Annotated in this window: 19 protein-coding genes; 11 read left to right on the top strand and 8 right to left on the bottom strand. The window is 39.2% G+C overall.

The window, feature by feature from the left end:
- The first annotated feature begins 22 nt into the window (after nucleotides 1-22).
- The 4 genes from CBM24_RS24385 to CBM24_RS24370 all read left to right on the top strand — a co-directional run bounded on the left by CBM24_RS24385 (nucleotide 23) and on the right by CBM24_RS24370 (nucleotide 5,708).
- Nucleotides 23-1,744, top strand: coding sequence for a RagB/SusD family nutrient uptake outer membrane protein (locus CBM24_RS24385; RefSeq protein ID WP_088163050.1), 1,722 nt, complete (start codon nucleotides 23-25; stop codon nucleotides 1,742-1,744).
- Nucleotides 1,745-1,913: 169 nt separating this feature from the next.
- Entirely contained in the window at nucleotides 1,914-3,215 is a 1,302-nt protein-coding gene (der, locus tag CBM24_RS24380) for a ribosome biogenesis GTPase Der (RefSeq protein WP_088163773.1), read from the top strand.
- A 21-nt stretch (nucleotides 3,216-3,236) separates the two neighbouring features.
- A complete protein-coding gene (gene cysS, locus CBM24_RS24375; protein WP_088163049.1) occupies nucleotides 3,237-4,703 on the top strand; it encodes a cysteine--tRNA ligase in 1,467 nt (488 codons plus the stop codon).
- 120 nt (nucleotides 4,704-4,823) lie between these two features.
- Entirely contained in the window at nucleotides 4,824-5,708 is an 885-nt protein-coding gene (locus CBM24_RS24370) for a DUF4440 domain-containing protein (RefSeq protein WP_070569123.1), read from the top strand.
- Nucleotides 5,709-5,785: 77 nt separating this feature from the next.
- On the opposite strand, the gene CBM24_RS24365 is transcribed toward CBM24_RS24370, so the two are convergent.
- Complete coding sequence (locus CBM24_RS24365) at nucleotides 5,786-7,135, bottom strand: peptidylprolyl isomerase (protein WP_075994297.1); 1,350 nt, start codon at nucleotides 7,133-7,135, stop codon at nucleotides 5,786-5,788.
- A 482-nt stretch (nucleotides 7,136-7,617) separates the two neighbouring features.
- Between CBM24_RS24365 and CBM24_RS24360 the strand changes: the two genes are divergently transcribed.
- On the top strand, nucleotides 7,618-8,709 hold the full coding sequence (locus tag CBM24_RS24360; RefSeq protein ID WP_075994296.1) for a lactonase family protein: 1,092 nt from the start codon (nucleotides 7,618-7,620) through the stop codon (nucleotides 8,707-8,709).
- A gap of 61 nt (nucleotides 8,710-8,770) precedes the next feature.
- On the opposite strand, the gene mnhG is transcribed toward CBM24_RS24360, so the two are convergent.
- Genes mnhG through CBM24_RS24325 form a run of 7 tightly spaced genes read right to left on the bottom strand, consistent with a single transcriptional unit; the run spans nucleotide 8,771 to nucleotide 14,510 of the window.
- Nucleotides 8,771-9,121, bottom strand: a complete 351-nt coding sequence (gene mnhG, locus CBM24_RS24355) for a monovalent cation/H(+) antiporter subunit G (RefSeq protein WP_046671613.1) — start codon at nucleotides 9,119-9,121, stop codon at nucleotides 8,771-8,773.
- Nucleotides 9,114-9,389, bottom strand: coding sequence for a monovalent cation/H+ antiporter complex subunit F (locus CBM24_RS24350; protein ID WP_046671612.1), 276 nt, complete (start codon nucleotides 9,387-9,389; stop codon nucleotides 9,114-9,116). Before CBM24_RS24350 ends, mnhG begins: the two co-directional genes overlap by 8 nt.
- Nucleotides 9,386-9,862: a Na+/H+ antiporter subunit E gene (locus CBM24_RS24345; protein ID WP_046671611.1), complete on the bottom strand. Its 477-nt coding sequence runs from the start codon at nucleotides 9,860-9,862 to the stop codon at nucleotides 9,386-9,388. The genes CBM24_RS24350 and CBM24_RS24345 overlap by 4 nt, the downstream gene beginning before the upstream one ends.
- 1 nt (nucleotide 9,863) lies before the next feature.
- Nucleotides 9,864-11,372: a proton-conducting transporter membrane subunit gene (locus tag CBM24_RS24340; protein ID WP_088163048.1), complete on the bottom strand. Its 1,509-nt coding sequence runs from the start codon at nucleotides 11,370-11,372 to the stop codon at nucleotides 9,864-9,866.
- Nucleotides 11,369-11,725 carry a Na+/H+ antiporter subunit C gene (locus tag CBM24_RS24335; RefSeq protein ID WP_046671609.1) on the bottom strand — a complete coding sequence of 119 codons (357 nt, stop codon included), beginning with the start codon at nucleotides 11,723-11,725 and terminating at the stop codon, nucleotides 11,369-11,371. Before CBM24_RS24335 ends, CBM24_RS24340 begins: the two co-directional genes overlap by 4 nt.
- Nucleotides 11,725-12,144, bottom strand: coding sequence for a Na+/H+ antiporter subunit B (locus tag CBM24_RS24330; RefSeq protein ID WP_075994294.1), 420 nt, complete (start codon nucleotides 12,142-12,144; stop codon nucleotides 11,725-11,727). The genes CBM24_RS24335 and CBM24_RS24330 overlap by 1 nt, the downstream gene beginning before the upstream one ends.
- A 56-nt stretch (nucleotides 12,145-12,200) precedes the next feature.
- Nucleotides 12,201-14,510 carry a putative monovalent cation/H+ antiporter subunit A gene (locus CBM24_RS24325; RefSeq protein WP_088163047.1) on the bottom strand — a complete coding sequence of 770 codons (2,310 nt, stop codon included), beginning with the start codon at nucleotides 14,508-14,510 and terminating at the stop codon, nucleotides 12,201-12,203.
- Between the two features lie 364 nt (nucleotides 14,511-14,874).
- On the opposite strand from CBM24_RS24325, the gene CBM24_RS24320 reads away from it, so the two are divergent.
- The 6 genes from CBM24_RS24320 to CBM24_RS24295 all read left to right on the top strand — a co-directional run bounded on the left by CBM24_RS24320 (nucleotide 14,875) and on the right by CBM24_RS24295 (nucleotide 24,767).
- The gene (locus CBM24_RS24320) at nucleotides 14,875-15,402 is read left to right on the top strand and encodes an RNA polymerase sigma factor (RefSeq protein ID WP_070569139.1); all 528 of its coding nucleotides are present in this window, start codon (nucleotides 14,875-14,877) and stop codon (nucleotides 15,400-15,402) included.
- Between the two features lie 46 nt (nucleotides 15,403-15,448).
- Nucleotides 15,449-16,606 carry a FecR family protein gene (locus CBM24_RS24315; protein WP_088163046.1) on the top strand — a complete coding sequence of 386 codons (1,158 nt, stop codon included), beginning with the start codon at nucleotides 15,449-15,451 and terminating at the stop codon, nucleotides 16,604-16,606.
- A gap of 255 nt (nucleotides 16,607-16,861) precedes the next feature.
- Nucleotides 16,862-20,488, top strand: a complete 3,627-nt coding sequence (locus tag CBM24_RS24310) for a SusC/RagA family TonB-linked outer membrane protein (RefSeq protein WP_070569145.1) — start codon at nucleotides 16,862-16,864, stop codon at nucleotides 20,486-20,488.
- An 11-nt stretch (nucleotides 20,489-20,499) separates the two neighbouring features.
- Nucleotides 20,500-21,969: a RagB/SusD family nutrient uptake outer membrane protein gene (locus CBM24_RS24305; protein ID WP_088163044.1), complete on the top strand. Its 1,470-nt coding sequence runs from the start codon at nucleotides 20,500-20,502 to the stop codon at nucleotides 21,967-21,969.
- 3 nt (nucleotides 21,970-21,972) lie between these two features.
- The gene (locus CBM24_RS24300) at nucleotides 21,973-23,343 is read left to right on the top strand and encodes a substrate import-associated zinc metallohydrolase lipoprotein (protein WP_088163043.1); all 1,371 of its coding nucleotides are present in this window, start codon (nucleotides 21,973-21,975) and stop codon (nucleotides 23,341-23,343) included.
- 98 nt (nucleotides 23,344-23,441) lie between these two features.
- Nucleotides 23,442-24,767 (top strand): DUF4302 domain-containing protein, encoded by a 1,326-nt coding sequence (locus CBM24_RS24295; RefSeq protein ID WP_083296084.1) that lies wholly within the window; start codon nucleotides 23,442-23,444, stop codon nucleotides 24,765-24,767.
- The last annotated feature ends 19 nt before the right edge of the window (nucleotides 24,768-24,786 follow it).

Raw genomic sequence — 24,786 nt, 5'->3', positions numbered from 1 at the left:
TTTAACGTTTAGAAAATCAACAATGAAAAAGATATTAATAGGACTTTTGATCGCAACGGCAGTATCCTCCTGCGATATAGATCGTCTTCCTTATACTTCAATGGATGAAGAAAATATTGCAAGTAATCCTGATGCAATGGTAACAGGTACTTATGCGCAGTTAAAAGCTTGGTCTGATCCGATGCACCGTCTTGGTGAATACGCTGGGGATAATATGATGATCCGCGGATCATCGACAGATGCATTTTACGAATTTATTTCCTATGCAAGAACACCCAATAATTACCGTTTGCAAAACTTTTGGGATAGCGGTTATAAAGCGATTGCCCAATCGTCGAACCTGATCAAGATGTTTGCTGAAGGTCAGAGTCCAGAAATGGACAATAAAATAGGTGAATGTTATTACATCCGTGGAATGATGTATTTTTACCTTTGTCGCGCATTCGGGAAGCCTTACTACCAAAGTCCAGAAACAAACTTAGGCGTTCCGATTGTCAATGGTACACCTGAAGATGTTTTCAATGATTTGAACTTACCGGACCGTGCGTCTGTAAAAGATACTTACGCGCAAGCGATCAGTGATCTGAAAAAAGCAGAAGCTTTAATGACCCTTGATAAGGGGGCCGCATATGCGTCTAAGGGTGCAGCGCAAGCGATGCTTTCCCGTATATATCTGTATATGAGTGGTACGTATAAAAATCCAAATGCGGAATATGCGCGTCTTTCTGTAGAATATGCGGATAAAGTGATTAACTCAGGTAAATATGTCCTGTTGGGCCGTGAGCAATTCATGAAATACAATACGTTTAGACCTGAAGATAACAAGGAGACCATCTTTGCGGTGAAACGTGTGGCTTCTGAATTTTCGGGCGATGACCATTATTATGGCATTGGAGGTATGTATTCCAATATTGGTGGTATGGGCTGGGGTGAGATGTATTCCAGCGCCAAATACATTGATTTATTGAATGAAACTGGTCGCAATGACTGGAGACCTGATCATTATACGATTGTCGACGCACGTGCAGCATTTATTGAACCTACTTATTCAAAAGATGATGCGGGAAAATACACAACTGTTTTTCGGTTTATTAAACAAGATGTACCCAAAAATGCAGGCGATCCGGTTACGCTAAGCTATGTACAGGCTCCTGCTACCATAAACGGGAATACCGTGACTTGTAAAGATGGTGATAATGTCTATACATTAACTGCTGTCAATGCTGCACAACAAACCTATAAAATTGCCTATGCAGATGGTAAAACATATACAGGTATGATTGATTACTATATTTCCTTGAACCGGGCTTATCCACAATTTTATATTGTGAAATGCTCACGTGAAGGTGAGGAGTCTCAACTGCACTCCCCTGTAATCAGCCGCTTGGGTGAAATTTATTTAAACCGCGCAGAGGCTAATGCAAAATTAGGTAATTATGGTGCAGCGCTAAATGATTTAAATACCATCAGAAATCGATCTATTGTCAATGGTGGATATACTTCAATTGATGCGGCCAGTGCAAGCAAACTGATTGACAAAGAGCGTCAGTTGGAATTGGCTTATCAGGCTGAACGCAGCTACGATGTGTTCCGTAACGGAGACCCGTTAAACCGTACATATCCGGGGCCACAGAAACAATTTGAAGATATTCTACCAACAGATTTTAGAGTAACTTATTTTATTCCTCAGGATGCGATAAATTCATATCCGGGCAAATTGACTCAGAATCCAACGTCTAACTAGGCGAATATTGATAATTTAAACCCTATAAATGGCTTTACTTCACGGTAAAGCCATTTTTGTTTTTGTGTCGCGATAATCCCTTTCGAATCCGTATCTTTGTTCCCTTAAGTATATTTTTAGCATAAAAGTGCCGCCTGCTGTGATAGTGGGTGGATCAAATAAAATAAATATGGCAAATATTGTTGCAATTGTTGGTCGTCCAAATGTTGGTAAATCTACCTTATTCAATCGTCTTACAGAAAGTAGAAAAGCGATTGTTGATGACTTTATCGGGGTGACGCGCGACCGTCATTATGAAACAGCCGAGTGGATCGGAAAGAAATTTACAGTAATTGATACAGGTGGTTTTGTACATGGTTCGGATGATGTCTTTGAAGAGGCTATTCGCGATCAGGTTTATATCGCTATTGAAGAAGCTTCAGTCGTTATATTCATGGTGGATGTCACAACTGGTATTACCGACTTGGATGACGAAATCGCTGATATTCTGAGAAGAAGCTCCAAACCTGTGTATGTAGTGGCCAATAAAGTCGATCACGCGAAATTGCATCATGAATCGGCAGAGTTTTATGCCTTTGGTTTAGGAGAGGTCTTCAATATCTCGTCAGCTACAGGATCGGGTACAGGTGAACTGTTGGATGCTGTGGTTTCTCATTTCGAAGTGGAGGAGGAAGAAGAAGAATCCTTACCTAAATATACCATCGTAGGCCGCCCGAATGTAGGTAAATCTTCTTTGACAAATGCTTTGATCGGTAAAGATCGCAACATTGTAACGCCAATGGCAGGGACAACACGTGATTCAATCCGTATACATTACAATCAATATGGACATAACTTTTTATTGATCGATACTGCAGGTCTTCGTCGTAAGTCCAAAGTAAATGAAGATATTGAGTTTTATTCGGTGATGCGTACCATCAAAGCCTTGGAAGATTCTGATGTGACGATTTTAATGTTGGATGCACAGGATGGATTAGAAGCGCAGGATGTTAATATTTTCAACCTGGCAGAGAAGAACCGTAAAGGTATCGTAATTGTTGTCAATAAGTGGGATTTGATCGAAAAGGACAACAAAACAATGAAGGCTTTTGAAGATCGCATCAAAGAGAAAATAGCACCATTTACAGATGTGCCTATTATCTTTACTTCCGTAACTGAAAAACAACGTGTTCTTAAGGTGTTGGAAGTTGCCGACAAGGTATATGCCAACAAAACCAAAAAGATCCCTACTTCCAAATTGAATGAAGTGATGTTGGATATTATCGAGAATTATCCACCGCCATCCTTAAAGGGTAAATATATCAAAATTAAATATGCAACACAGTTGCCAGGACGGACACCGATGTTTGCATTCTTCTGTAATCTGCCACAATACATCAAAGATCCGTACAAACGTTTTATTGAAAACAAATTGCGTGAGAACTTTGACTTTACAGGTGTGCCAATTCAAATATATTTCAGACAAAAATAGATTTCCAAGCAGCGATTAAACATGGACCATAATCTCTATTTATACAATACGCTTTCGCGAACAAAAGAAAAATTCGAACCTATTCATCCCAATCTTGTTGGTATGTATGTATGTGGGCCCACAGTGTACAGTGATGTGCATTTGGGGAACTGTCGGACGTTTGTGTCTTTTGATTTGATTTTTAGATACTTGCGTCACCTTGGTTATAAAGTGCGTTATGTGCGCAATATTACCGATGCGGGGCACTTGGAAGGCGATCGTGATGAAGGGGATGATAAATTTGCAAAAAAAGCAAAATTGGAACAATTGGAACCGATGGAAATTGTTCAAAAGTATACGATAGGTTTTCATGACGTATTGCGTCTTTTCAATACGTTGCCGCCCAGTATTGAGCCTACTGCGACAGGACATATTTCCGAGCAGATTGAAATGATCGAACAGATTATGGAGAATGGCTATGCCTATGAGCGCAACGGTACAATCTATTTTGATGTTGAAAAATACGTTGAAACATACGATTATACGATATTGACCAATCGTAAATTGGAGGATATGCTCAATAATACCCGTGAATTGAGCGGTCAGGATGAGAAAAAGGGACGTTTGGATTTTGCCTTATGGATCAAAGCAAAACCTGAAACGATTATGCGTTGGCCTGCACCTTGGAGTGTTGGCTTCCCAGGTTGGCATATTGAATGTTCGGCCATGAGCAGAAAGTACTTAGGTGATCAGTTTGATATTCATGGCGGTGGAATGGATTTGGCAGCTACACATCATACCAATGAAATTGCACAATCAGAAGCATGTAACCATACGAGCCCTGCCAAATATTGGATGCACACGAATATGTTGACTGTAAATGGTGCGCGTATGTCCAAATCTGCCGGAAATGGATTTTTACCGGGTGAACTATTTACTGGAAACCATCCCTTATTGAATAGAGGTTATTCGCCGATGGCCGTGCGATTCTTTATGTTACAGGCACATTATAGAAGCACGTTGGATTTCTCCAATGAGGCATTGGATGCGGCCGACAAGGGGTATAAAAGACTTATGACTGCGATCAGTCTTTTAGACAAATTGAAAGTGTCGAAAGGTGCTGATTCATTCAATTTAGCTGAAATCCGCCGCAAGTGTTACGCAGCTATGGATGACGATTTTAATAGTCCTGTACTCATTGCCGAATTGTTTGAAATTGTCCGTATCATCAACTCTATTTATGATGGTAAAGCGAAAGTAACAGCTGAGGGATTGGAAGGTCTTCAAGTATTCATGAAAGAATTTGTTGAGGATATCCTAGGGCTTAGAAACGATCAGACTTCAGCATCCGATGATATCGATGACGTCATGAATCTGGTCATTAAACTACGTAATGAAGCCAAAGCAAATAAAGACTTCGTCACCTCTGACCGTATTCGTGATGAGCTTAATTCTATTGGAATTCAATTGAAAGATAGCAAAGAAGGAACACTTTGGAATAAGATTTGATAGATAAGAAATCGAATTTATAAAAGAGGAATAAAATGGAATATTCCTATTGGGAAAACACATTATCGTGGAAACCAATGGATATTCCATGTAACCTTTAAAAGAAAGATCAATTTGCATATGAATTTTTGGAATAGGCTATCCGTCGTCGCATTCATGAGTGTTGCTGGTACAACACTTTATGCGCAGATACCTGAGAAAGTTGGAAGCCTATTGCAGGCCGATAAGGATGCTGCTGCACTGGCTAAAGCCTCTACACCGCATCAAGCGTTTCTTTCGATCATTGATAAGGAATCTACGTTTTATGTCCCATCGGCAGTAAATGCTTATAACTATCTTAATAATAGACCAAATATTCCCGATGTTTTAAATTGGCAACCTACGTTTGCGTTGATTGCTAAAAGTCAGGAGTTTGGTGTGACTTCGGGGTCTATGGACTTTCAGAAAGTAGGTGCAAGATTGCGTCATGGAGAATACTTGACTGTCTGGAAACGCAACAAAAAGGGTAAGTGGCTGGTCGATATTCGGGCCGAAGTTGAAAACAACGGGAAGGATGGGGAATTTGATCTTGAATATATCGAACCTACCGATTCGTGGTATCTGAAGCATCGCTCTAAAGTGCGATTAAATCAGCGTGAAGATATTGTCCTGGAAACAGACAAATTGATGTCAACAGTTCTGAAGGCCGATAACCCAACCGCATATAAGGAGTTTTTAAGCGAGGATGTCCGCTTTTTGTTCCCTTGGACCAGTCCGATGGAGGGAAAGGCCACAATGATGGCTTACCTCAAAAAACAACGGATGACGATAGAAACAGTGCCCGAAGAAGTAAAACGTTCGTATAGTGGCGATTTTGCCTATACAAAAGGAACTGCAACGGTGCGACAAAAGGATAAGGTGGTGAAGTATAATTATATTCGTATCTGGCAACTGAGCGAATTGGCGAAGGATGATGTGAAGAAAGCGAACTGGAATATTCTGATCGAGATGATGTTTGAGAAATAGCATGACGATTGCCAAATAAAAAAAGGGCTTGAATATATACTATTCAAGCCCTTTTTTATAGGATAAGTGTTGTACACTTATTGTTTTTTCCATTTTTTCAATTCATCGCATGAACCAAACTCGTCACTGATATTGATAAATGTTGTTTTCGATTTATCATCGAACCATTTACTTAGATTGCGATTGATTTTATCTTGTCTGGCAGCCTCTTTGATTTTGGTGAAATCCTCGTCCAAATTTGCTTTGTGCGGCGGAATACGTGTTTTCAAGTAATTGAAACGGTAGCCAACATCGCCCATTTTGTCTGTAAATTGCTCTGGTTTGGAGTATTCTCCTGGTTTTAGGGGATCGATTGCTGTAAATACTGATTTTTCCAAGCCATCCATAGGAATTACGGTTGTGCGGCTTGAGCCTTCTTGATTTAGGATCATACCCCCATTGAATTTGCTTTCTTCTGCATCCGAATAATTTGTAGCAGCGTGATAGAAATCCATTTTTTTGTCAACAACCAGTTTATAGATACTGTCCAATTTATTTTTGGTTCTTTCCAACGCAGCAGTACCAGGATTGATCTTCATCAGGATATGGCGTGTATGCACCTCTTCGCCCCGTCGTTCGAGTACCTGAATAATATGAAAGCCAAATTTGGATTCTACAATTGGAGAAATTTCTCCCGGTTTTAATTTAAAAGCCATCGCGGAGAATTCCTTTACGTAGTTGTCACGTGTGCCGAAACCTAAATCACCACCATAAGGGGCAGATCCGGGATCTTGCGAGTATATACGAGCCATTGTACCAAAGTCTGAGCCATCTACAATCTGCTTGCGGATACCTTCAATCTTATCTCGCTGCTCTTTTTTTTCTGCATCTGTCAATTTGGGCATCATCACAATCTCACCGATTTCTACCTCGGTATTGAAGTAAGGCAGACTGTCTTTATTCAAGCCTTCAAAATAACGCTTTACTTCCAATGGTGTTACGTCTACTTTTTGAACAATGTTTTGCTGCATTTTGTTAGCTTTCAATTGCTCAAAAACACTTGAACGCATTTCTTCTTTGTATTGCAATAAAGAGCGGTTGAGGAATTTTTCAAGACGTTCTTGCCCTCCTGCCTGTTGTGACATATGACGTAGGCGGGAGTTAAGGTTATCGTCAACTTCGGTTTCCGTTACATCTATAGAGTCAATTACTGCCTGTTGGGAAAGCAGCTTCTGAATGATTAACTGCTCAAGTACGCCGCATTTAAAATTTTCATTAGGTTTATTCCCTTGCGCTAACCATTGAGAATATTGCATATCCACGTCGGACTGTAAGATAATGCCCGATCCAACCGTTGCTACAACGCGATCAATAACTTGACGTTGCGCAAGACTGGCCTGAATTGATGCAAACAGCAATAAAAACAATATATAAATGTTTTTTTTCATCCGTATAAATTATTTATGATATTTATGAGTGATCTTCATTTGTATAAATGAATTCGTTTCACTCGGTTATTTGTTCATCATTTATTTTTTTGTCACAAGCATTCACGCTGCCTTCGGCGGTATACGTAGTAATTGTGTTCAATATATACTTTTTTGAACAACAGCACAAAATTATCAGATTATATGAATTATTCGTACTTTTATTTAACAATATTTTTGTATTCCCAATATTTTAAATGGGCGATTTTAGAATTGTTAAAATTGATGTGCTAAAATACGCATTTGCCTATTAGAAAGGACGGTTTTAACCAAATTTAACAAGTCTATTGACGATATTTACGCCTGTAAAATGGAGGGGTTTTAGATCCTCAGACCGAGGAATGAATGGAGGGATTTAATTGGAGTCCCGTATAATTTAGCAACAAACTTGATGTAATGGTCTCATTCAACAAATGAGTAGCTACATCTATAAAATAATTTCAATGAAAAAAGCATTTATTTATTTGATGACAATTTTACCTCTGGCTAGTTTTGCGCAACAGATTCCCATGTTTGTGGGCACATATACGAGCAAAACCGCGAGCAAGGGCATCTATATTTATAATTTTGATGTTAAAACTGGTGAAACAACCTTGTCGAGCACGCAAGAAAGTAAAGATCCATCCTTTTTAGCGCGAAATAATAACTTTATTTATGCCGTTAATGAGGTTCCAAATCAAGAGGGGACTGTTTCTGCCTATTCTTTTAAGGACGGCCATTTAACTTTTCTAAATTCACTTCCTTCCGGAGGGGAGTCGCCTTGTTTTGTTGAAGTACATCCTAAGGGTAGCTTGCTCGCTGTAGCAAATTATACAGGCGGCTCTGCAGCGCTGTTTGATTTAGAAAGTAATGGTGTTTTGAGCAAAAGAGCACGATTAATACAACACGAGGGTAAGGGAGTGGACCCCGTTCGCCAAGAAAAGCCACACGTACATTCTACTTTTTTCTCCAATAAAGGGGATAAGTTGTACGTCCAAGATCTTGGTTTGGATGAGATTTCTATTTATCCGGTGAATAAAACTGGAAATGCCTATAGTCTTGCTGATGAATCAGAAGATATCTTTACGCCTGCTGGTGGCGGTCCTAGACATATTGTATTTGATAAGAAAGAGAAATTCCTGTATGTCGTATTGGAAATGACCGGTCAAATTGCATCGTATAAGAAAGATGGCGATGCATGGATGTATCAAAGTACTTTTGATATTAACCCCGAAGGCTTTAAAGGAAGTAACGGCGGTGCTGACATGAAGATCTCTGCTGATGGAAAATTCCTGTATGCGACCAACCGTGGCGATGCCAATACGATAGCTACTTTTTCGGTAGAAAAGGATGGAGAATTGAAGAAAATAGCGAATCTTTCAGTAAAAGGTAAAGGTCCGCGTAATTTCAACCTTTCTCCGGATGGGAAATATCTTTTGGTCGCCAATCAATATACCAACAACATTGTTTTGTTTAGCCGGGATGCTAAAACGGGTTTGTTGACAGATACTGGAAAAGAAATTGCTGTACCAGCACCAGTTTGCATTATCTTCTAATCCAGAAAAGAAGTTCGAATAAGAAAAGAAGATTTTTAGGAAAAACCGTATGCGTTTTTTCTTAAAAATCTTCTTTTCTACAATCTAATTTACCTTCCTTTTCAAGGTCATTTAAGGTGGTTCCCTTCCATGTTTTTACCCGCTGTATATAGGCAGCCCTTCCAATCATGTGTGCTGCAACCGGAGCCGTTAGGATCAGAAAAAATCCAATAGCTATAGCCTTGGTCGTTACGGATACATCCGGGAAGGTCATTGCCGCACAGATAAGTAAAAGTCCCACACCCAGCGTTGCCGCCTTTACCGTAACCGAAAGACGCAAATAAAAATCGGGCATCCGCAAGATGCCAATAGACGCAAATAGTATGGCCAAGGCCCCGATGGTACTGAGAATGGCTAAAGTAATATCAATCATCTTTGCTTTGTTTTTCTAAATAAAATGAAAATGCGATCGTACCAAGAAATGCGATAAGCGCCAAGATCATGGCAATGTCTAAAAACACTTCCTGCGAAGTTCGTATACTATAAACGGTAATAATGCCAATTCCGATGGTGATAATGAGATCTAGGGCAATAACACGATCAAATATCTGGGGTCCTTTATACAGACGAATAAAAGCCAGTATGACTGAGATAGTCAAGATCGGAAGGATCACATAATCAAAATAGCTATTTAAAGTCATCTTAAGAGTTCTAAAAGTCTTCGTTCAACATTATTTTTAAGGGTAGAAACAAACTGTTCCTTGCTTTTCATGTACATGACGTGAATAAAGAGCGTTTTTTTATCTTCACTTACGTCGAGGATGAGTGTGCCGGGTGTCAACGAGATAAAGGTTGAAAGCAGGTTAATTTCCAAATCGGTTTTTGCATCCATGGGATACTTGACAATCGCAGGTTTGATAAAAAACTTGGGGGTTATCACGTCGTAGGCAACCTGCACATTGGCAACAATCATTTCCCACAGGAAAAAAAGAATAAAACTCAATGTTTTGGGGACCCGATAAAAGTAGCGTTGGTCCACCTCATTCCTGTTCATAAGCCAGAGGATACCGAATCCCAACATAAAGCCGAAAAGGAAGTTGGTGTAATACATCGATCCCGTCAATGCGACCCAGATAAAGGATAGCATGAGGTTCATTAAAAACTGTTTGATCATATCATTTCTGCCCTCCTAATACAGCGTTTATGTAAGGTGATGTGTCCAATAATTGTGTAGCGATCTGATCCGCGACATGGATAATCGCTTCGGCGTTGAGTCCGATATACAGGGATGCAGATGCCAAAATAACAACAGGGAGTATGAGCATTGTTCTTTTATAGCCGATCATACCCGCAAATTTGTCCTCAATGATTTCCGGATCAGGTGCATCTTTCCAGAACACCTGCGCCCACATTTTGGCGATGACAAACAAGGTGATAAAGCTGCCAATAATCAGGGCTCCCGCGAAAGCATACTTCTCTAAGTGGAAGGCATCTTTGAATAGATAGATTTTAGGCCAGAATCCCGAGAGAGGCGGGATGCCCACCAGTGAAAAAAGAACAATGGCAAAAAGTAATGAAATCTTTGGGTATTGGGCATAAAGTCCACCCAGTTTAGTCATATCCATGGTGCCGCGGAGTTGCCGTATAACACCGGCTATGAGGAATAAATTCGTTTTGACCATGATATCATGGATCAGATAGAATACCGCCCCCAATAAAGCCCATTTGCTATATAAGCCCAATCCGCCAATCATAAAACCAATATGACAAACGATCAAATAGGAAAACAACCTCCGGATATTGGTTTTGATCAATGCACCAAAAGCGCCCGTCAGAATTGTCAATATGGCTAGTACGATAAGGAGTTCCTTGGTAAAATGATTGGGAATAAATAGTAAGGAAAATACCCGGAACAAGGCGTAAATCCCAACCTTGGTCAATAAGCCCCCAAATGTCGCTGCTACGGCCGAAGGTGGCGTATGGTAAGAGGACGGTAACCAGAAATAGAGTGGAAATACAGCGGATTTAATCCCAAAACCGATCAGGAAAAATGTTGCTGTAATTTCTACTAAAGCCTGATTTTGTATTTTAGGAATACGGAGGGCCAGGTCGGCCATGTTTAACGAGCCTGAAATGCCATAAAGTATACCTATTCCTGTTAAGAAAAATGTGGAAGCCAGGATATTCATGGCCATATATTTTACGGCACCTTCCAATTGGGATTTTCTGCCCCCCAAAGTCATCAGCACAAAAGAGGAAATAATAATAACTTCAAACCATACATACAGATTGAAGATGTCACCGGTTAGAAAAGCCCCATTGAGCCCCATCATCAAAAAGTGAAAGATCGGGAAATAACCATAGAGGATGCGCTGGCGCCCCACACCGACACAGGAAAAGATAGAGACCGCCAGACCTGCGATAGAAGTGAGGAGAACAAGGGTACTGCTGAATAGATCGGCAACAAAAACGATCCCAAAAGGAGCTTTCCAATTGGCTGCATTCATGGTCAAAATACCGCCATCATAAACTTTGAAGAACAGTTTAAAGGCAAGAATGAGTGCGAGCAAGCTTCCGCCAACGCTCAGAAAACGTTGTGCAGTGGATTTGCGCCACAACATCAGTTGGACAATAGCAATAAATAAATGCACGATAATCGTGGCAATAATGTGGTTGTCTATCATATATCTTCTTCCTCAGGCGTGTTCAAATCATCCAGATCATCTGTACCCAGCAATGCATATACACGCTTGAGTAAAACGATGGCAAAGGAGGTTAGGCCAAAGCTGATCACGATGGCCGTTAAAATAAGTGCTTGCGGAATCGGGTCCGCATAAATATCTGTGAATACCTTCAGATCGGGTCCAATGATAGGTGGTTTACCTTTAATAATGTTTCCCAATAAGAAGATCAATATATTGGTACCATTGCCCAGTAACATAATCCCCAGCAACAATTTCACCATGCTTCGACGCAAGATGAGGTATATTCCGGCAGCATAAAGGATGCCGATCAATAACACGAGTATCAGTTCCATTATTCTTCTTCAGTAGTTAAAGCAATTGTAAATAAAATCGTCAGGACGACACCTATGACAACAAAGTATACACCAAGGTCAAAAAATAAGGCGGTTCCTATCATCCCGATAACGGGGATTTTCTCTTCCAGCCAAAGCCCGGTCATGACGGGGTAGCCAAAAAATGCCGGTAAGAACATGCTTATGGCCGAAATCCCCAATCCTATGGGGATAAGTGACAAGGGTTTGTACTGAATCAGTTTCATGGTATTTTGAGGGCCAAAGGCAAAACTATGCAGCACAAAGGCAATCGAAGCAACCAAGCCGCCAACGAAACCTCCGCCGGGGTAATAATGCCCCCTGAGTAGAAGGAACACCGAGAAAAGTAAGAGTATCGGTAATAAATACCGCGTAGCGGTCTGTAATATTGTACTGTTCATTTGTTACTATTTAGCAAGGAGTTATTAGCTCATTTGTGCATAACCTTTATCTATCATTATTCTTTATCAGAGGATTTTAAACGTAATTTTAATAAGCTATATACCCCTAATGCAGCAATACTCAATACGACGATTTCAAACATGGTGTCAAAACCTCTGAAATCGACAAGCAATACATTGACGACATTTTTTCCTTTAGCAAGCACATAAGCATAATCGCCATAGAAATCACTGATATTAGTTGTTGTTGGTTCATGGAGTACACGGAGTGCGACCATGGATAGCAAAATTCCAAAAACGATAGCGACCACGGCGTCGCGAATGATAGTGCGTCGGTTGGCCAAATTCAGAAAAGAAGGGAGCTTAAAGAGTACCAATACGAAGAGTACCACCGTGAGTGTATCAATGGTGAATTGCGTCATCGCTAGATCTGGGGCACTGTAAAACACGAAAATAAGACATATGGCATAGCCTACAACACTGGTGGCTACTACGGCTGTTAAACGGGATGAGGTGCGGATGGTGAGTACAATGGCGCCGATCAAAATGCAGACTGTGGTGACTTCGTAGAAACTCACTGGAGATAAGGTTTCCCATTTGATATGGAGTGGCCCGCCCAGGTATAACTGGTAGGCGATCAATAATTCGGCAAATAAGATAATTTTCAACAGATACGAACGCAAATAGCCGTTGTGCATTTTGTTGGTGAAGAAAGTAGAGAACAAAACAATTTCCTGCGCACATAATTGGATGATATATTCAGGAGAAATCTTATTGAAATTTGCAATCCAAGCCAATTTTTTCTCGCTGGGCCTGTTTGTGAAATAAAGCAACGTACCAGCGGCAATTGTAATAGCGCTTAGTAGCAGGATTAAATTAAAGCCATGCCAGATTTTCAGGTGAAATGTTTCGGGTTTTGCGAGTATACTTGTTGCGGTAGGTCCAGCAATCCATTCGCCGACAAGTCCTGGGATGCACCCAAAGACAACTCCTAATATAGCTAAAAGTAGAGGTGGGATCCACATGGCTTTATAGGGCAGGTGGATTGTATTAAATTGCTCGGGTAGCTTACCCACAAAAGGTTTGATACCGGCCATAAATCCGGCAGAGACCAATAATATATTGGTTGCTACTGCAGCGACGGTCAAATAGAGAAATAAATCGGGTGTGGCATGTAGTGTTGCCTCGTAAATCAGATCCTTTCCAATAAATCCAAATGTAAGTGGAATACCTGCACTGGAAAGTGCCGCTAGGAGACCTGCGATAGCGACAGGCATTAATACCTTGCGTAGCCCCCGCAAGACTGTAAGATCTCGCGTTCCCGTTTCATGGTCTATAATCCCCGTAATCAAGAATAATGCGGCTTTATATAGGGCATGTACGAGTATAAAGACACTTGCAGCGATAATAGCATCCTTGGTACCGAGTCCCAATAAGAAAACCAAAATACCGAGGGCGGATATGGTTGAATAAGCGAGTACTCCCTTGAGGTCTGTTCTGAAAAGCGAATGGAATGCGGCATAAAGCATCGTGAGGCCACCAATGGCCATGAGGGAATACATCCAGATCGGGTTGCCCCCTAGTATCGGTGAAAAACGGGCCAAAAGGTAGATTCCGGCCTTTACCATGGTTGCCGAATGTAAGTAGGCTGACACAGGTGTTGGCGCCTTCATAGCACCGGGTAACCAAAAATGGAAAGGGAATTGTGCTGATTTCGTAATCGCTCCAAGTGCTACGAGGCCAAAGACCAGGGGAAAGAGTGGATGTTGCTGAATGATTGATACTTTGCCGATGAGTGCTGTAATATGGTAAGTACCGGCAATATTACCCAGCAAAATAAAACCTGCCAGTAGAAAAAAACCACCCAACCCAGTAATGGATAGTGCAGTCAGTGCGCTTTTGCGAGAATCATTTTTGTCATTGTTAAATCCAATGAGAAAAAATGAGCTGATCGAGGTCAGTTCCCAGAAGATAAACAATAGTAACATGTTGTCCGACAGGACAAGCCCCAGCATAGCCGACATAAAAAGGCAGAGGTAGCCAAAGAATCGATCGATATACCGATGACCTTTGAGATAGGCATTCGCATAAAAGAATATACAGGATCCGATCCCAGTAATCAATAAGGCGAAAAGTAGCGACAGTCCATCTAATTTAAAATCCAGATTGATGCCTAAGGAGGGCACCCACGATGTTGATTGTACGAAATAGGAGCCTTGACCAATAGGTACAATATATTGCGTAAAGTATAGAAATAGAAGTACCGGTAAGAATGCGAGAATAAAACCCCATTTGGTTTTTAGGAATCGACCAAATGGAACAATAAGGCTCGATGTTATTAGTCCTGAAAGAACAGTAAATAGCATGTAGTCTTTGTTTTAATTTTTAACCTTCTACATTTCATCGTTGCCAATGCTTATACGGCGATGAAGGTTTTTTGAAAGTTTACAATATAGTAAAAAAAAGCGAAAAAATGCTAGTTTTTGACCGTTTTCTCTCTCTATAAATGATAAAAGCAGGAATTTTGTTTTGTTTGTCGGAAAAAAAACAAAACTAGTTTAGCAATTTAGAGATGAATAAATTCGGGTTTAGAATTATTATTTGGGATTGACAAAAAAAAAGAGCATTTTTACGATACAATTATTAAACATCCTCAATTGGATGTGTTTTTTACCCTAAATAATCTCATCTATAAAAATAATAGAATCAGAGTGTGGAAGAGATCTAACTATGCAGAAAGAAGAAGTATTGTTTAAGACACACTATAATGGACTTTGCCATTTTGCTTGGAAGATTGTGGGTGACCTTTCTCTAGCAGAAGATCTGGTACAAGACTCTTTTATTGCTTATTTCAAAAATACTGATCATGTCAGTGATAATGAGATTGCAATAAAGAACTATCTCTATAGTTCTGTGCGTTTCGCTTGTTATAATCATATCCGTCATGAAAAGGTCCGTCAAAAATATTGGAATGTTGTAGGTTTTACCGAAGAAGATAATACTGCGCTTGAATTGAATATGATTCACAGTGAGGTCATTCAGGAAATATATAAAATTATTGAGGAAATGCCTTTCGCCTGTCAACAAGTTTTTCGGCTTGGTTATCTTGAAGGTTTATCCAATCTTGAAATTACACGGGAGCTGCAAATTAGTATCAATACTGTAAAAACACAAAAGCAACGAGGCATGAAAATGTTGCTCAAACGTTTGAATCCCGAGTTTATACCCCTTATTATATTTTTGTTAAAAAATATTTAAATTCTTGTCACCCTTTTCTTCGTCTTAAGTTTCTTTATGGTAATTGATGAAAGAAAACACAAGACATATCACTGATTTAATACAGAAATTCCTTTGTGGTCAATTGACAGCAGAGGAACAAGTGCAGCTTGATGAATGGCTCAATGCCAGTTCACAAAATAAGCAGCTTTTAGAGTCCTTCCGAAAAGCGGAAAATATAGCAGAAGATTTAGCCGTTATTCGGCAGTTGGATGTAAATCAAGCATGGGAGCGGTTGAAAAGTAAAGAATCTAACAGCGCGAGATCTTTTCGGAAATGGTCCTTAAGCATTGCAGCATCTATTGTATTCTTGTTAGGTGGTTTTCTATTATGGAAAGGTGATTTTACCTCATTCTTTTCGGGTGATAAAAGTGTAATAGTTTCAAAAAAGCAAGATATTGCTCCTGCAACAAGTGGTGCAGTATTAGTCTTGGCTGATGGCTCCAGGCTCTCTTTGAATAGTGATTCCACTAAAACCTTGACTAAAAACAATAATCTAATCGGGAATAGCAATGAGTTGATCGTTAAGGGAATAGATCAAACGATCCCATTGCAATACAACTCATTGATTGTTCCAAAAGCAAGTTTCTATAAGATGACTTTGGCTGATGGAACAAAAGTTTGGGTGAATGCGCTATCTCAATTGAAATTTCCTGCGCAGTTTTCACCGAAAGAACGTAGAGTCTTTTTGGATGGAGAAGCCTATTTCGAAGTTACCCCCAAGTCAGATCAACCTTTCATTGTGGAATCGAAAGGTAATGAAATTAAAGTGCTCGGAACGCATTTTAATATTAATTCTTATTCGGATCATGTTCGAACAACTTTAGCAGAGGGGAGAGTGGAGGTACGTCAAAATGATCAACGGGTAGAATTATTTCCTGGTGAATATGCTTCTTCTTTTAAAGACAACTTAGTTAAGGGAAAAGCAGATCTGGCCCATGATCTTGCTTGGCACAACAATGAATTTTATTTCAAAAAGGAAACGATAACGAATATAGCACATCAATTATCACGTTGGTATGATCTAGATGTTACCTTCCGAGGTGATGTGCAGCTGGACAAAGAGTATACCGGAAGTATTGAGCGTGATGTAAAATTGTCTCAAGTATTGGAGATGTTATCCTATGTCAGTAACCTAAAATTTGAAGTAGAAGGTAATAAATTGATTATTGCTACCAAAAGTTAAGGACTAACAATTTATAAAAAGAAAATAGCGCGCCTATGATAAAATAATACATCAAAAGCAATGACCTAAAAAAGAGAACAGGAATGTTGCAGCATCCCTGTTCAGAAAAAGATGCGATCATCAGGTCCTAAAATCTAAAAATGAACAATTAAATCCCAATTAACCACAAAGTGTAAATGTATGAATAACTTACCACTTAGCAAAAGGTGGTCCTTGATCCCTCAAGACCCACGATTTTGCAAACCATTACGTATTATGAAAATTAGTACATGTCTTCTATTCGCATTTGTGACGGGTGTGCACGCTAAGAGCGCAGCACAAAAAGTCACGTTGAATATGAAAAATGCACGTATTGAAGAAGCATTGTCTGCCATCTCCAAGCAGTCCCATCTACGTGTTTTATATAGTGAAAATCTGAATACTAAAGCACGGATTTCTGTGAACGTTAAGGATGCGTCCGTTGAGGAAGCATTGAATGCTGTCTTAAAAAGCAATAATATTGAATACAAAATTATTGCTAACACCATTTCGGTCAACAGTAATGCAAAGAATATCAGTATGACAGTCCCATTGGCTATACAGCAATCCGTTTCAGGTACCGTCACTGATAAAAATGGAAAGGGATTAAGTGGCGCTACTGTAACCGTAAAGGGAACTTCTATTTCGACGCAAACAGATGATTCAGGGCACTTTAGGATTAATGCCTCTTCTTCTGCAGTTTTGGTCGTTCGGTATGTCGGGTTTGGAACCAGGGAAATTTCCATGGCTGGTAAGTCAACTATAAATGTTGTACTTACAGCTAATGATCAAAAATTGGATGAAGTCAATGTAGTTGCCACCGGTTATCAAAATTTGGATCGTAAATTATTCACAGGCGCATCTTCGAAGATTGATGCGAAAGAGGCTGAACGTGCGGGGGTTCCGGATATTTCTCGTATGTTGGAGGGACAAGCAGCAGGGGTTTCCGTTCAGAACGTGTCTGGTACATTTGGAGCGGCACCCAAAATTCGGGTTCGTGGTGCAACCTCACTTACGGGAGATAACAAACCACTTTGGGTAATTGACGGTGTCATCCTGGATGAGGCGGTCAATATCTCCAATGAGGCATTGTCAACAGGGGATGCAAATACGCTATTAGGTTCTTCTGTAGCAGGTTTAAATCCAGATGATATTGAGTCGATCACTGTATTGAAAGATGCTGCTGCCACAGCCATGTATGGTGCTGCTGCAATGAACGGTGTTGTGGTCGTAAATACGAAAAGGGGACGCAATACAGATGGTGTTGTCAATTTTAATTATTCAGGAAACTTCACCACCTATATCAAGCCTAATTACAACCAATTTGATATCATGAACTCAGCGGAGCAGATGCAATTGATCATTGATATGGAAAACAAAGGCTATTTAAATCATTCACAGGTTTCTCGTTCCCCAACTGGAGGTGTCTTTAACAAGATGTATAATCTGATGTACGATTATGATCCTTCTACTGATTCGTATGCTTTGCGCAATGATGCTCCCTCTCGGTATCAATTTTTGCAGCGCTATACCAATGCGAATACAGATTGGTTTGACTTACTTTTTAAGCAGTCCCTTGTTCACGATCACTCCCTAAGTATGTCTACAGGGACGGCTAAAAGCCAGACCTATGCATCTACTAGTTTTATGAATGATTCTGGTTTTACGTTGGGGAACTCTGCGAAGCGTTTTACTGCGAATGTCCGTAATAATTACAAAATCAATGATAAATTGAGTACCGAATTTATCTTCCAAAGTAATATTAGGGATCAGCGTACTCCAGGAACATTAAATAGAGTTTCGGATGCTGTGTATGGTAGCTATTCTCGTGATTTTGATATTAACCCATACTCTTATTCGCTAAATACGAGTCGTATTATAACCGCTTACGATGAAAATGGAAAACTAGAGTATTTTAATAGAGACTACGCACCATTCAATATCCTTAATGAACTCGATAATAATTATATCAAGTTAAAATTGATGGATATTAAGGTTCAAGCTGGTATAACGTATAAAATTTTACCTTCCCTGACTTATTCTGCGAATGGGATGTATCGTTATTACAATTCCGAAAGACAGCATATGATCACAGAAAATGCGAATCTTTCCAAAGCATATCGAGCAAACCAGGATCAAACAGTAAATGCAGGAAATAGGTTTTTGTACGCGGATCCAGATTTCCCCAATACGGATAAATATGTGATATTACCCAATGGAGGATTCTTTAATGTTGCCAATAATAATATGATCAGTTATTATATGCGCCACAATTTGGAATACAACCAAAAATGGAATGATCATACATTAAATTTATTTGGAACCTACGAGCTTCAGTATGCGGACAAACAAAATCATGATTTTAATGGTCCAGGAATAGAATATGGCAATGGAAATTTAGTAATGCCTACCTATCGCTATTACAAGTATGCGATTGAAAGTGGCAACGTTCCTTTTTCAATGGCCTATAATTATGATCGAAAATTGGCCTATGCACTTCGAGGTGCTTATAATTATAAGGATAAGTATTCATTTAACTTTACGACACGGTATGATGGCTCAAATAAAATGGGACATTCTAATGTAGCTCGCTGGCTGCCTACCTGGAATTTATCGGGAGCATGGGACATTGACCAGGAAAATTTTTTCAACCGTGAAAATAAAATTCTCTCTTCAGCACGCTTAAGAGCAACTTATGGTCTTGTGGCAAATATGGGAAATGCGTCAAACTCCTCTGCTGTATTTTATAATGCGGTGGCATATCGACCTTACGAATCGGAGAAAGAAGGTAAAATTAATATTGACGGTTTAGAAAATTCAGAATTGACTTGGGAAAAGATGTACGAATTGAATATTGGTACTGACCTAAGCTTTTTAAATCGTCGAATTGATTTGAACTTTGATTATTATAGAAGAAACATTTTCGATTTGATTGGGCCTATTCGAACATCGGGTATTGGAGGTCAGTTCGAAAAACTGGGTAACTATGCGGATATGAAGGGGCATGGTGTTGACATTCAACTAGGCGGATATCCTTTTAAAGATCCGCAAGGTTTTACTTGGCGGACCCAGTTTACCCTAGGCTTTAATAAAACAGAAATTACAAAACTTGATGTGACACGTAACATCTGGAATTTAGTTTCTGCTGAAGGTGGGGCCAAATTAGGAAAGCCACATCGTGGATTGTATTCTATCGATTTCGATAAGCTTAACGCAAGAGGTGGGTACCCGATGTTTATCGGTACTGACGGGACACCAGGTGCTACGTATTTTTGGCTGCAGGACAATGAAACTGATTTCTTAAAATATGAAGGCCCTGTAGACCCTACAATAGCGGGTGGATATTATAACCGATTAGAGTATAAAAATTTCAGTTTGTCCTTTTTAATGAAATTTGCTTTTGGTAATAAGGTTCGTCTGCAACCTAGTTATTCCTCATCTTATTTGGATATGTATAATGTATCAAAGGATTTGATCAATAGGTTTTTATATCGTGGTGATGAGTATCTAACGGTGATTCCCTCGACTTTGGATCCGTTGTCGGCAGAATTCGATGTTAAGAATGCTTTGGAAGAAAGAAATGCGGCAAACTATACGTACAATGCTTACAACTATTCATCCGAGCGTGTGGCGAAAGGCGACTATATTCGTTTGTCACAAATTTCTATTGGATACAATGTACCTAAGGAGCTCGTGTCACGCATTAAATTCAGAACAGCACAGTTTAATCTTGTAGGGAATAATTTATGGTTATTATACTCAGATAAGAAGTTAAACGGAGTCGATCCGGAGTTTTATAGTAATGGTGGAGTTGCTCTTCCTGTGCCAAAACAAATTACGTTATCTGTGAAGTTGGGATTCTAAAAATATAAATCATGAAATTAAATACTATCAAATATATTCTTTTATCCTCTGCTTTTTTGTTCAGCGGATGTAGCAAATATCTTGATCAGGAGCCTGATATGCGTGCTCAGATCAATACTGTAGATAAAGTCAAACGATTGGTTGCGTCAGCCTATCCTGGGCGAAATTCTTTGGCTATGGCTGAAACGTATTCGGACAATGTCGAAGACAAAGGTGTTGGCGATTTGTATCAACCGGTTCCTGCTCTTTATGAGTGGAAAGATATTATCGGCGATGATACGGATTCTCCAACCGCTTATTGGAATTCATGTTATGAGGCAATTGCAGCAGCTAATCATGCACTGGATGCTATTGAGAAGAATGATTTTGGCGCTGATGTTTTGCCTTATAAGGGCGAAGCACTTGTTGCTCGTGCTTATTGTCATTTTATGCTTGCCAACTATTTTGCAAAAGTATATGACCCAAAATCGGGAGCTAGTAATGATTCCCCAGGTGTACCTTATGTGAAAGAACCTGAAACGGTGCTTATAAAAAAATATGATCGAGGAACCGTTAAATCGACTTATGATAATATTCGTCAGGATCTGGAAGAAGGATTAGCGTTATTAGACAAAGGAAAAGGACTTTGGGATGTCCCTAAATATCACTTTACACCTGAAGCGGCTCATGCTTTTGCTACACGTTTTTACTTGTTTACAGGAGAATGGCAAAAGGTAGTGGATAATGCCAATAAGATTTTCGGTGGTAATTTTACGGGTAAATTAATTCCTTATAATTCCACGTTCAAGACATTGGGGTTTGAGTCCGTTCGTACAGAATTTGCCAAAGCCGAACAGCCCTATAACTTATTGATTAATGAAACTTATAGCGGTTACCAAAGATGGTGGAACAATCGTTATGCGATGGGGATAAATGTGTTTCAAAATATTTATAATGGTATGACGGCTGCTGGAGCTAAGCTTTATAACTTTGGGGTAAGTTATGGATCTCCACATTACACCACCTATCTGTGGAAAGAGTTTTGGTACGTGACAAATCCAACCGCAAATACAGGCTATCCAATGTTAATGGTACCCGTATTGATTACAGATGAGGTATTATTGAATCGAGCAGAAGCTTATGCCGAATTGGGGAATACCAATAGTGCCTTGGCGGATCTTAATTTATTTGCCAGCAATAGGATTAATAATTATAATCCCAATACCTATGCTGTAACAGTTGCAAAATCCAAGGATTTTTTTGGTGTGGCTGATGATAAAGAAGCCTTGATTGAAACAACATTACAGTTTAAGCAAATTGGCTTTATGTCGATGGGTCTCCGTTGGTTTGATATTATACGTAAAGGATTAACTGTTAGGCACAATATGATTGGCAATGATGAGCGTGAAACCATTCTAGAACTTAAACCTGAAGATCCGAGGAGAGTCTTTCAAATTCCACAAGAAGCGAAGTTAGCAGGTGTCGAACTAAACCCAAGATAAATCATGAAAACAATTGTTAAAATATTTACAGGAGTTAGTCTGATCGGATTAATCTTTGCCTGTAATAAAGAAGATAAACTAAATTACACACTTCAGAACTACGATACATTTGTTCCGGGGGCGATTGATGAATGGATTACTAAAAATCTGACAGATCCCTATAATATCGAAGTCGTATACCGCTATCAGCGTAATATGCATGATATAAATAAAAATATATCTCCTGCAGATGAATCGAAAGTGATTCCACAAATGGATATTGTGAAAAAGGGATTTTTGGAGGTATACAATAAAATTGGTGGCGCAACTTTTATTAAAACCTATACACCCAAGCAATTCGCATTGTTTGGCTCCGGAGACTATGATCCAGATGGTTCTGTGAAAGGAGGGACAGCTGATGGTGGACGCCGGATAACACTCTATGGATTAAATGGCCTGAATGAGAATAATCCTAATTCAGTAGTTGGAAATTTACAAGTGATCCATCATGAATTTACCCATATATTAAATCAAACACGATTTATACCAGTCGATTTTGAAAAAGTATGTGTTGGAGATTATTATTCCAATTGGACTGCACAAGAAAATACACCAGCAGCAGCGAGAGCACTTGGATTTATCACTCCATATGCCCGTAAAAATATTGGTGAGGATTTTGCCGAAACGTTGTCGCACCTAATTGTTGGAGGGCAATTGTATTATGACCAATTTGCTTATCAATCTGACTCAATTCCCTATGTTAAGTTAAAGCAAAAAGAGACCATTGTGCGGGACTATATGATTAAGTATTTTAATATTGATGTTACTCAATTACAAATGGAATTTCAAAGGGTAATGGAGGAGCAGTACAAGAGTCAATCTTATAGTTTTTTGACGGCTGTGACGAACAAAACAATCACTGAAACCATCGATATGGATATTCGATCAAGCTGGGGACAGGAAAATGTCTTATCACCTAAGCAGATTGAATTATTTACGCCTATTCTAGATGGATTTGGAAGTTATCAGGTTAAAGGGGTACGGTTAAAGATGCTTAGTGCGAGCAAGATGACCTTGTCCATTCCATTTGGCAATAATACTGATACCTGGAATGCTTTATATGATTTGGATATTATTAAGATCGATAATGAGAGTTACAAGATAAAATTGTCTACTGTACAAGGGACCGATGCCGGGTACGGATACGGTAATTTTTCTTACATTATAAGTGATGTGAAACCTTTATTAAATTATTTAGAGAGCACAAGTTTTAAATTCTCCTGGAGCATAAACGGTGTACAAACGCCACTTAATTATTTGAAATTTGTAAGTATTCAGGATTTAGCAAATCCTCAGTTTAGTCTCACGGGTAAGGTCTCAACTAAGAAATATTAATCATTTACCAATCCTCTTTAAAATGCCACTTAATAAAGAAGGTGAATTTGGAATAACAAATTCCGTATTATGGATTGGAAATTAAAAAATATGTATAGATGAAAAAGATATTTTATTTTATATGTTTTGTATTACTCGCAATGAGTTGTACAAAATCAAAAGAAGTCGAACTGGAGCTGGGGTCTGATCCAGACTCTCGCATCTCTGATACCCTTTCGTATGTTAGGAAAACATTAATTGGTGCTCCATATGGATGGAAAGCAAGTTTAACGACAGAGTATTCTGGCGGCTATGGGTTTTACATGCAATTTGGCGATAACGATCGCGTAAAAATGGTTGCCGATTTAAATGATGCAACTTCTTCGGAACTCAAAGAATCTACTTTTAGGGTCCGTCAAATTATGGCGGCGACCCTGTCATTTGATACCTATAACTATCTCACCATGCTACAGGATCCAAATCCGGGAACATATGGAGGTCAGGCTGGTAAAGGAATGGGAAGTGATGTTGAGTTTGATTATGTTAAAACTCACGGAGATACTTTGTTTTTTGAAGGAAGAAAGTTTCAAAAGCCTTTAATTTTGGTAAAGGCGAACGAATCAGAAGCAAGTAAATATATTGCGAAAGATTATCTGAATACGATTACAAAAAATAGGACATTTTTTAAGAAGAACCCATTGACCTCCATTGTCGTTGACGGGGTAGAAGCAGAAATAGCATTTGGTTTTAGTACGAAAAAGATGTCTGTGGTTGTTGCTAATTCAGATGGTACATTTTCTTCTTCGTTTGCAGATTTTTGTAGTACGATTGATGGACTAGAGATTGTTGGCGGAGCGCTATTAGGTAATGCTAAAATAGAACGTTTTATTTGGAAGGATGAAAATTCGATTGTTGGAATCGACAGCGGAGGTAAAGAATATCCTGTGAAAATTAATTCTTCTTCTGTTATTCCTTATATTACAGCATTGGGGACTAGTTTTTCAATCATTACTATTCCAGATGTTACAACCTTTAACGGGTGGAGTACAGATTTTATCGCAAGGAAGGCGTCAACAAAGGCAGGTATCGGTCGATGGAATATTGGTGGCCAGACCCTTATTTTAAATACGACAGATTTTAAATTTCAAGTTGTGAACAACAAGATGGCTGTTGTATTTAACATTAAATATGGCGAAAACAGAACGACATTGACGTACAATTATACGTATACAGTAGAAAACGGCAAATTTAAATTTACACCTAGTGGAACGCCAGGCGGTAATGAAGGTGCACTTTATAATGATGTACGCTATTTACTTCAAGAAAGAATCAACACCGATACATTTGAATTAGATTATTTTGTAAATCCTGAAACATTTGAGGTAATGTCTCAATTTAAAAGCATTGAACATCCTGATTTCTATTTTACTGGACAAAATAATTAATAACATCTTGATTTAATAT

Origin of the sequence: Sphingobacterium sp. G1-14 (assembly GCF_002196555.1) — a bacterium.
Classification (GTDB): domain Bacteria; phylum Bacteroidota; class Bacteroidia; order Sphingobacteriales; family Sphingobacteriaceae; genus Sphingobacterium; species Sphingobacterium siyangense.
The sequence above is the reverse complement of the archived record's forward strand: the minus strand, read 5'-3'. Positions and strand labels throughout refer to the sequence as shown.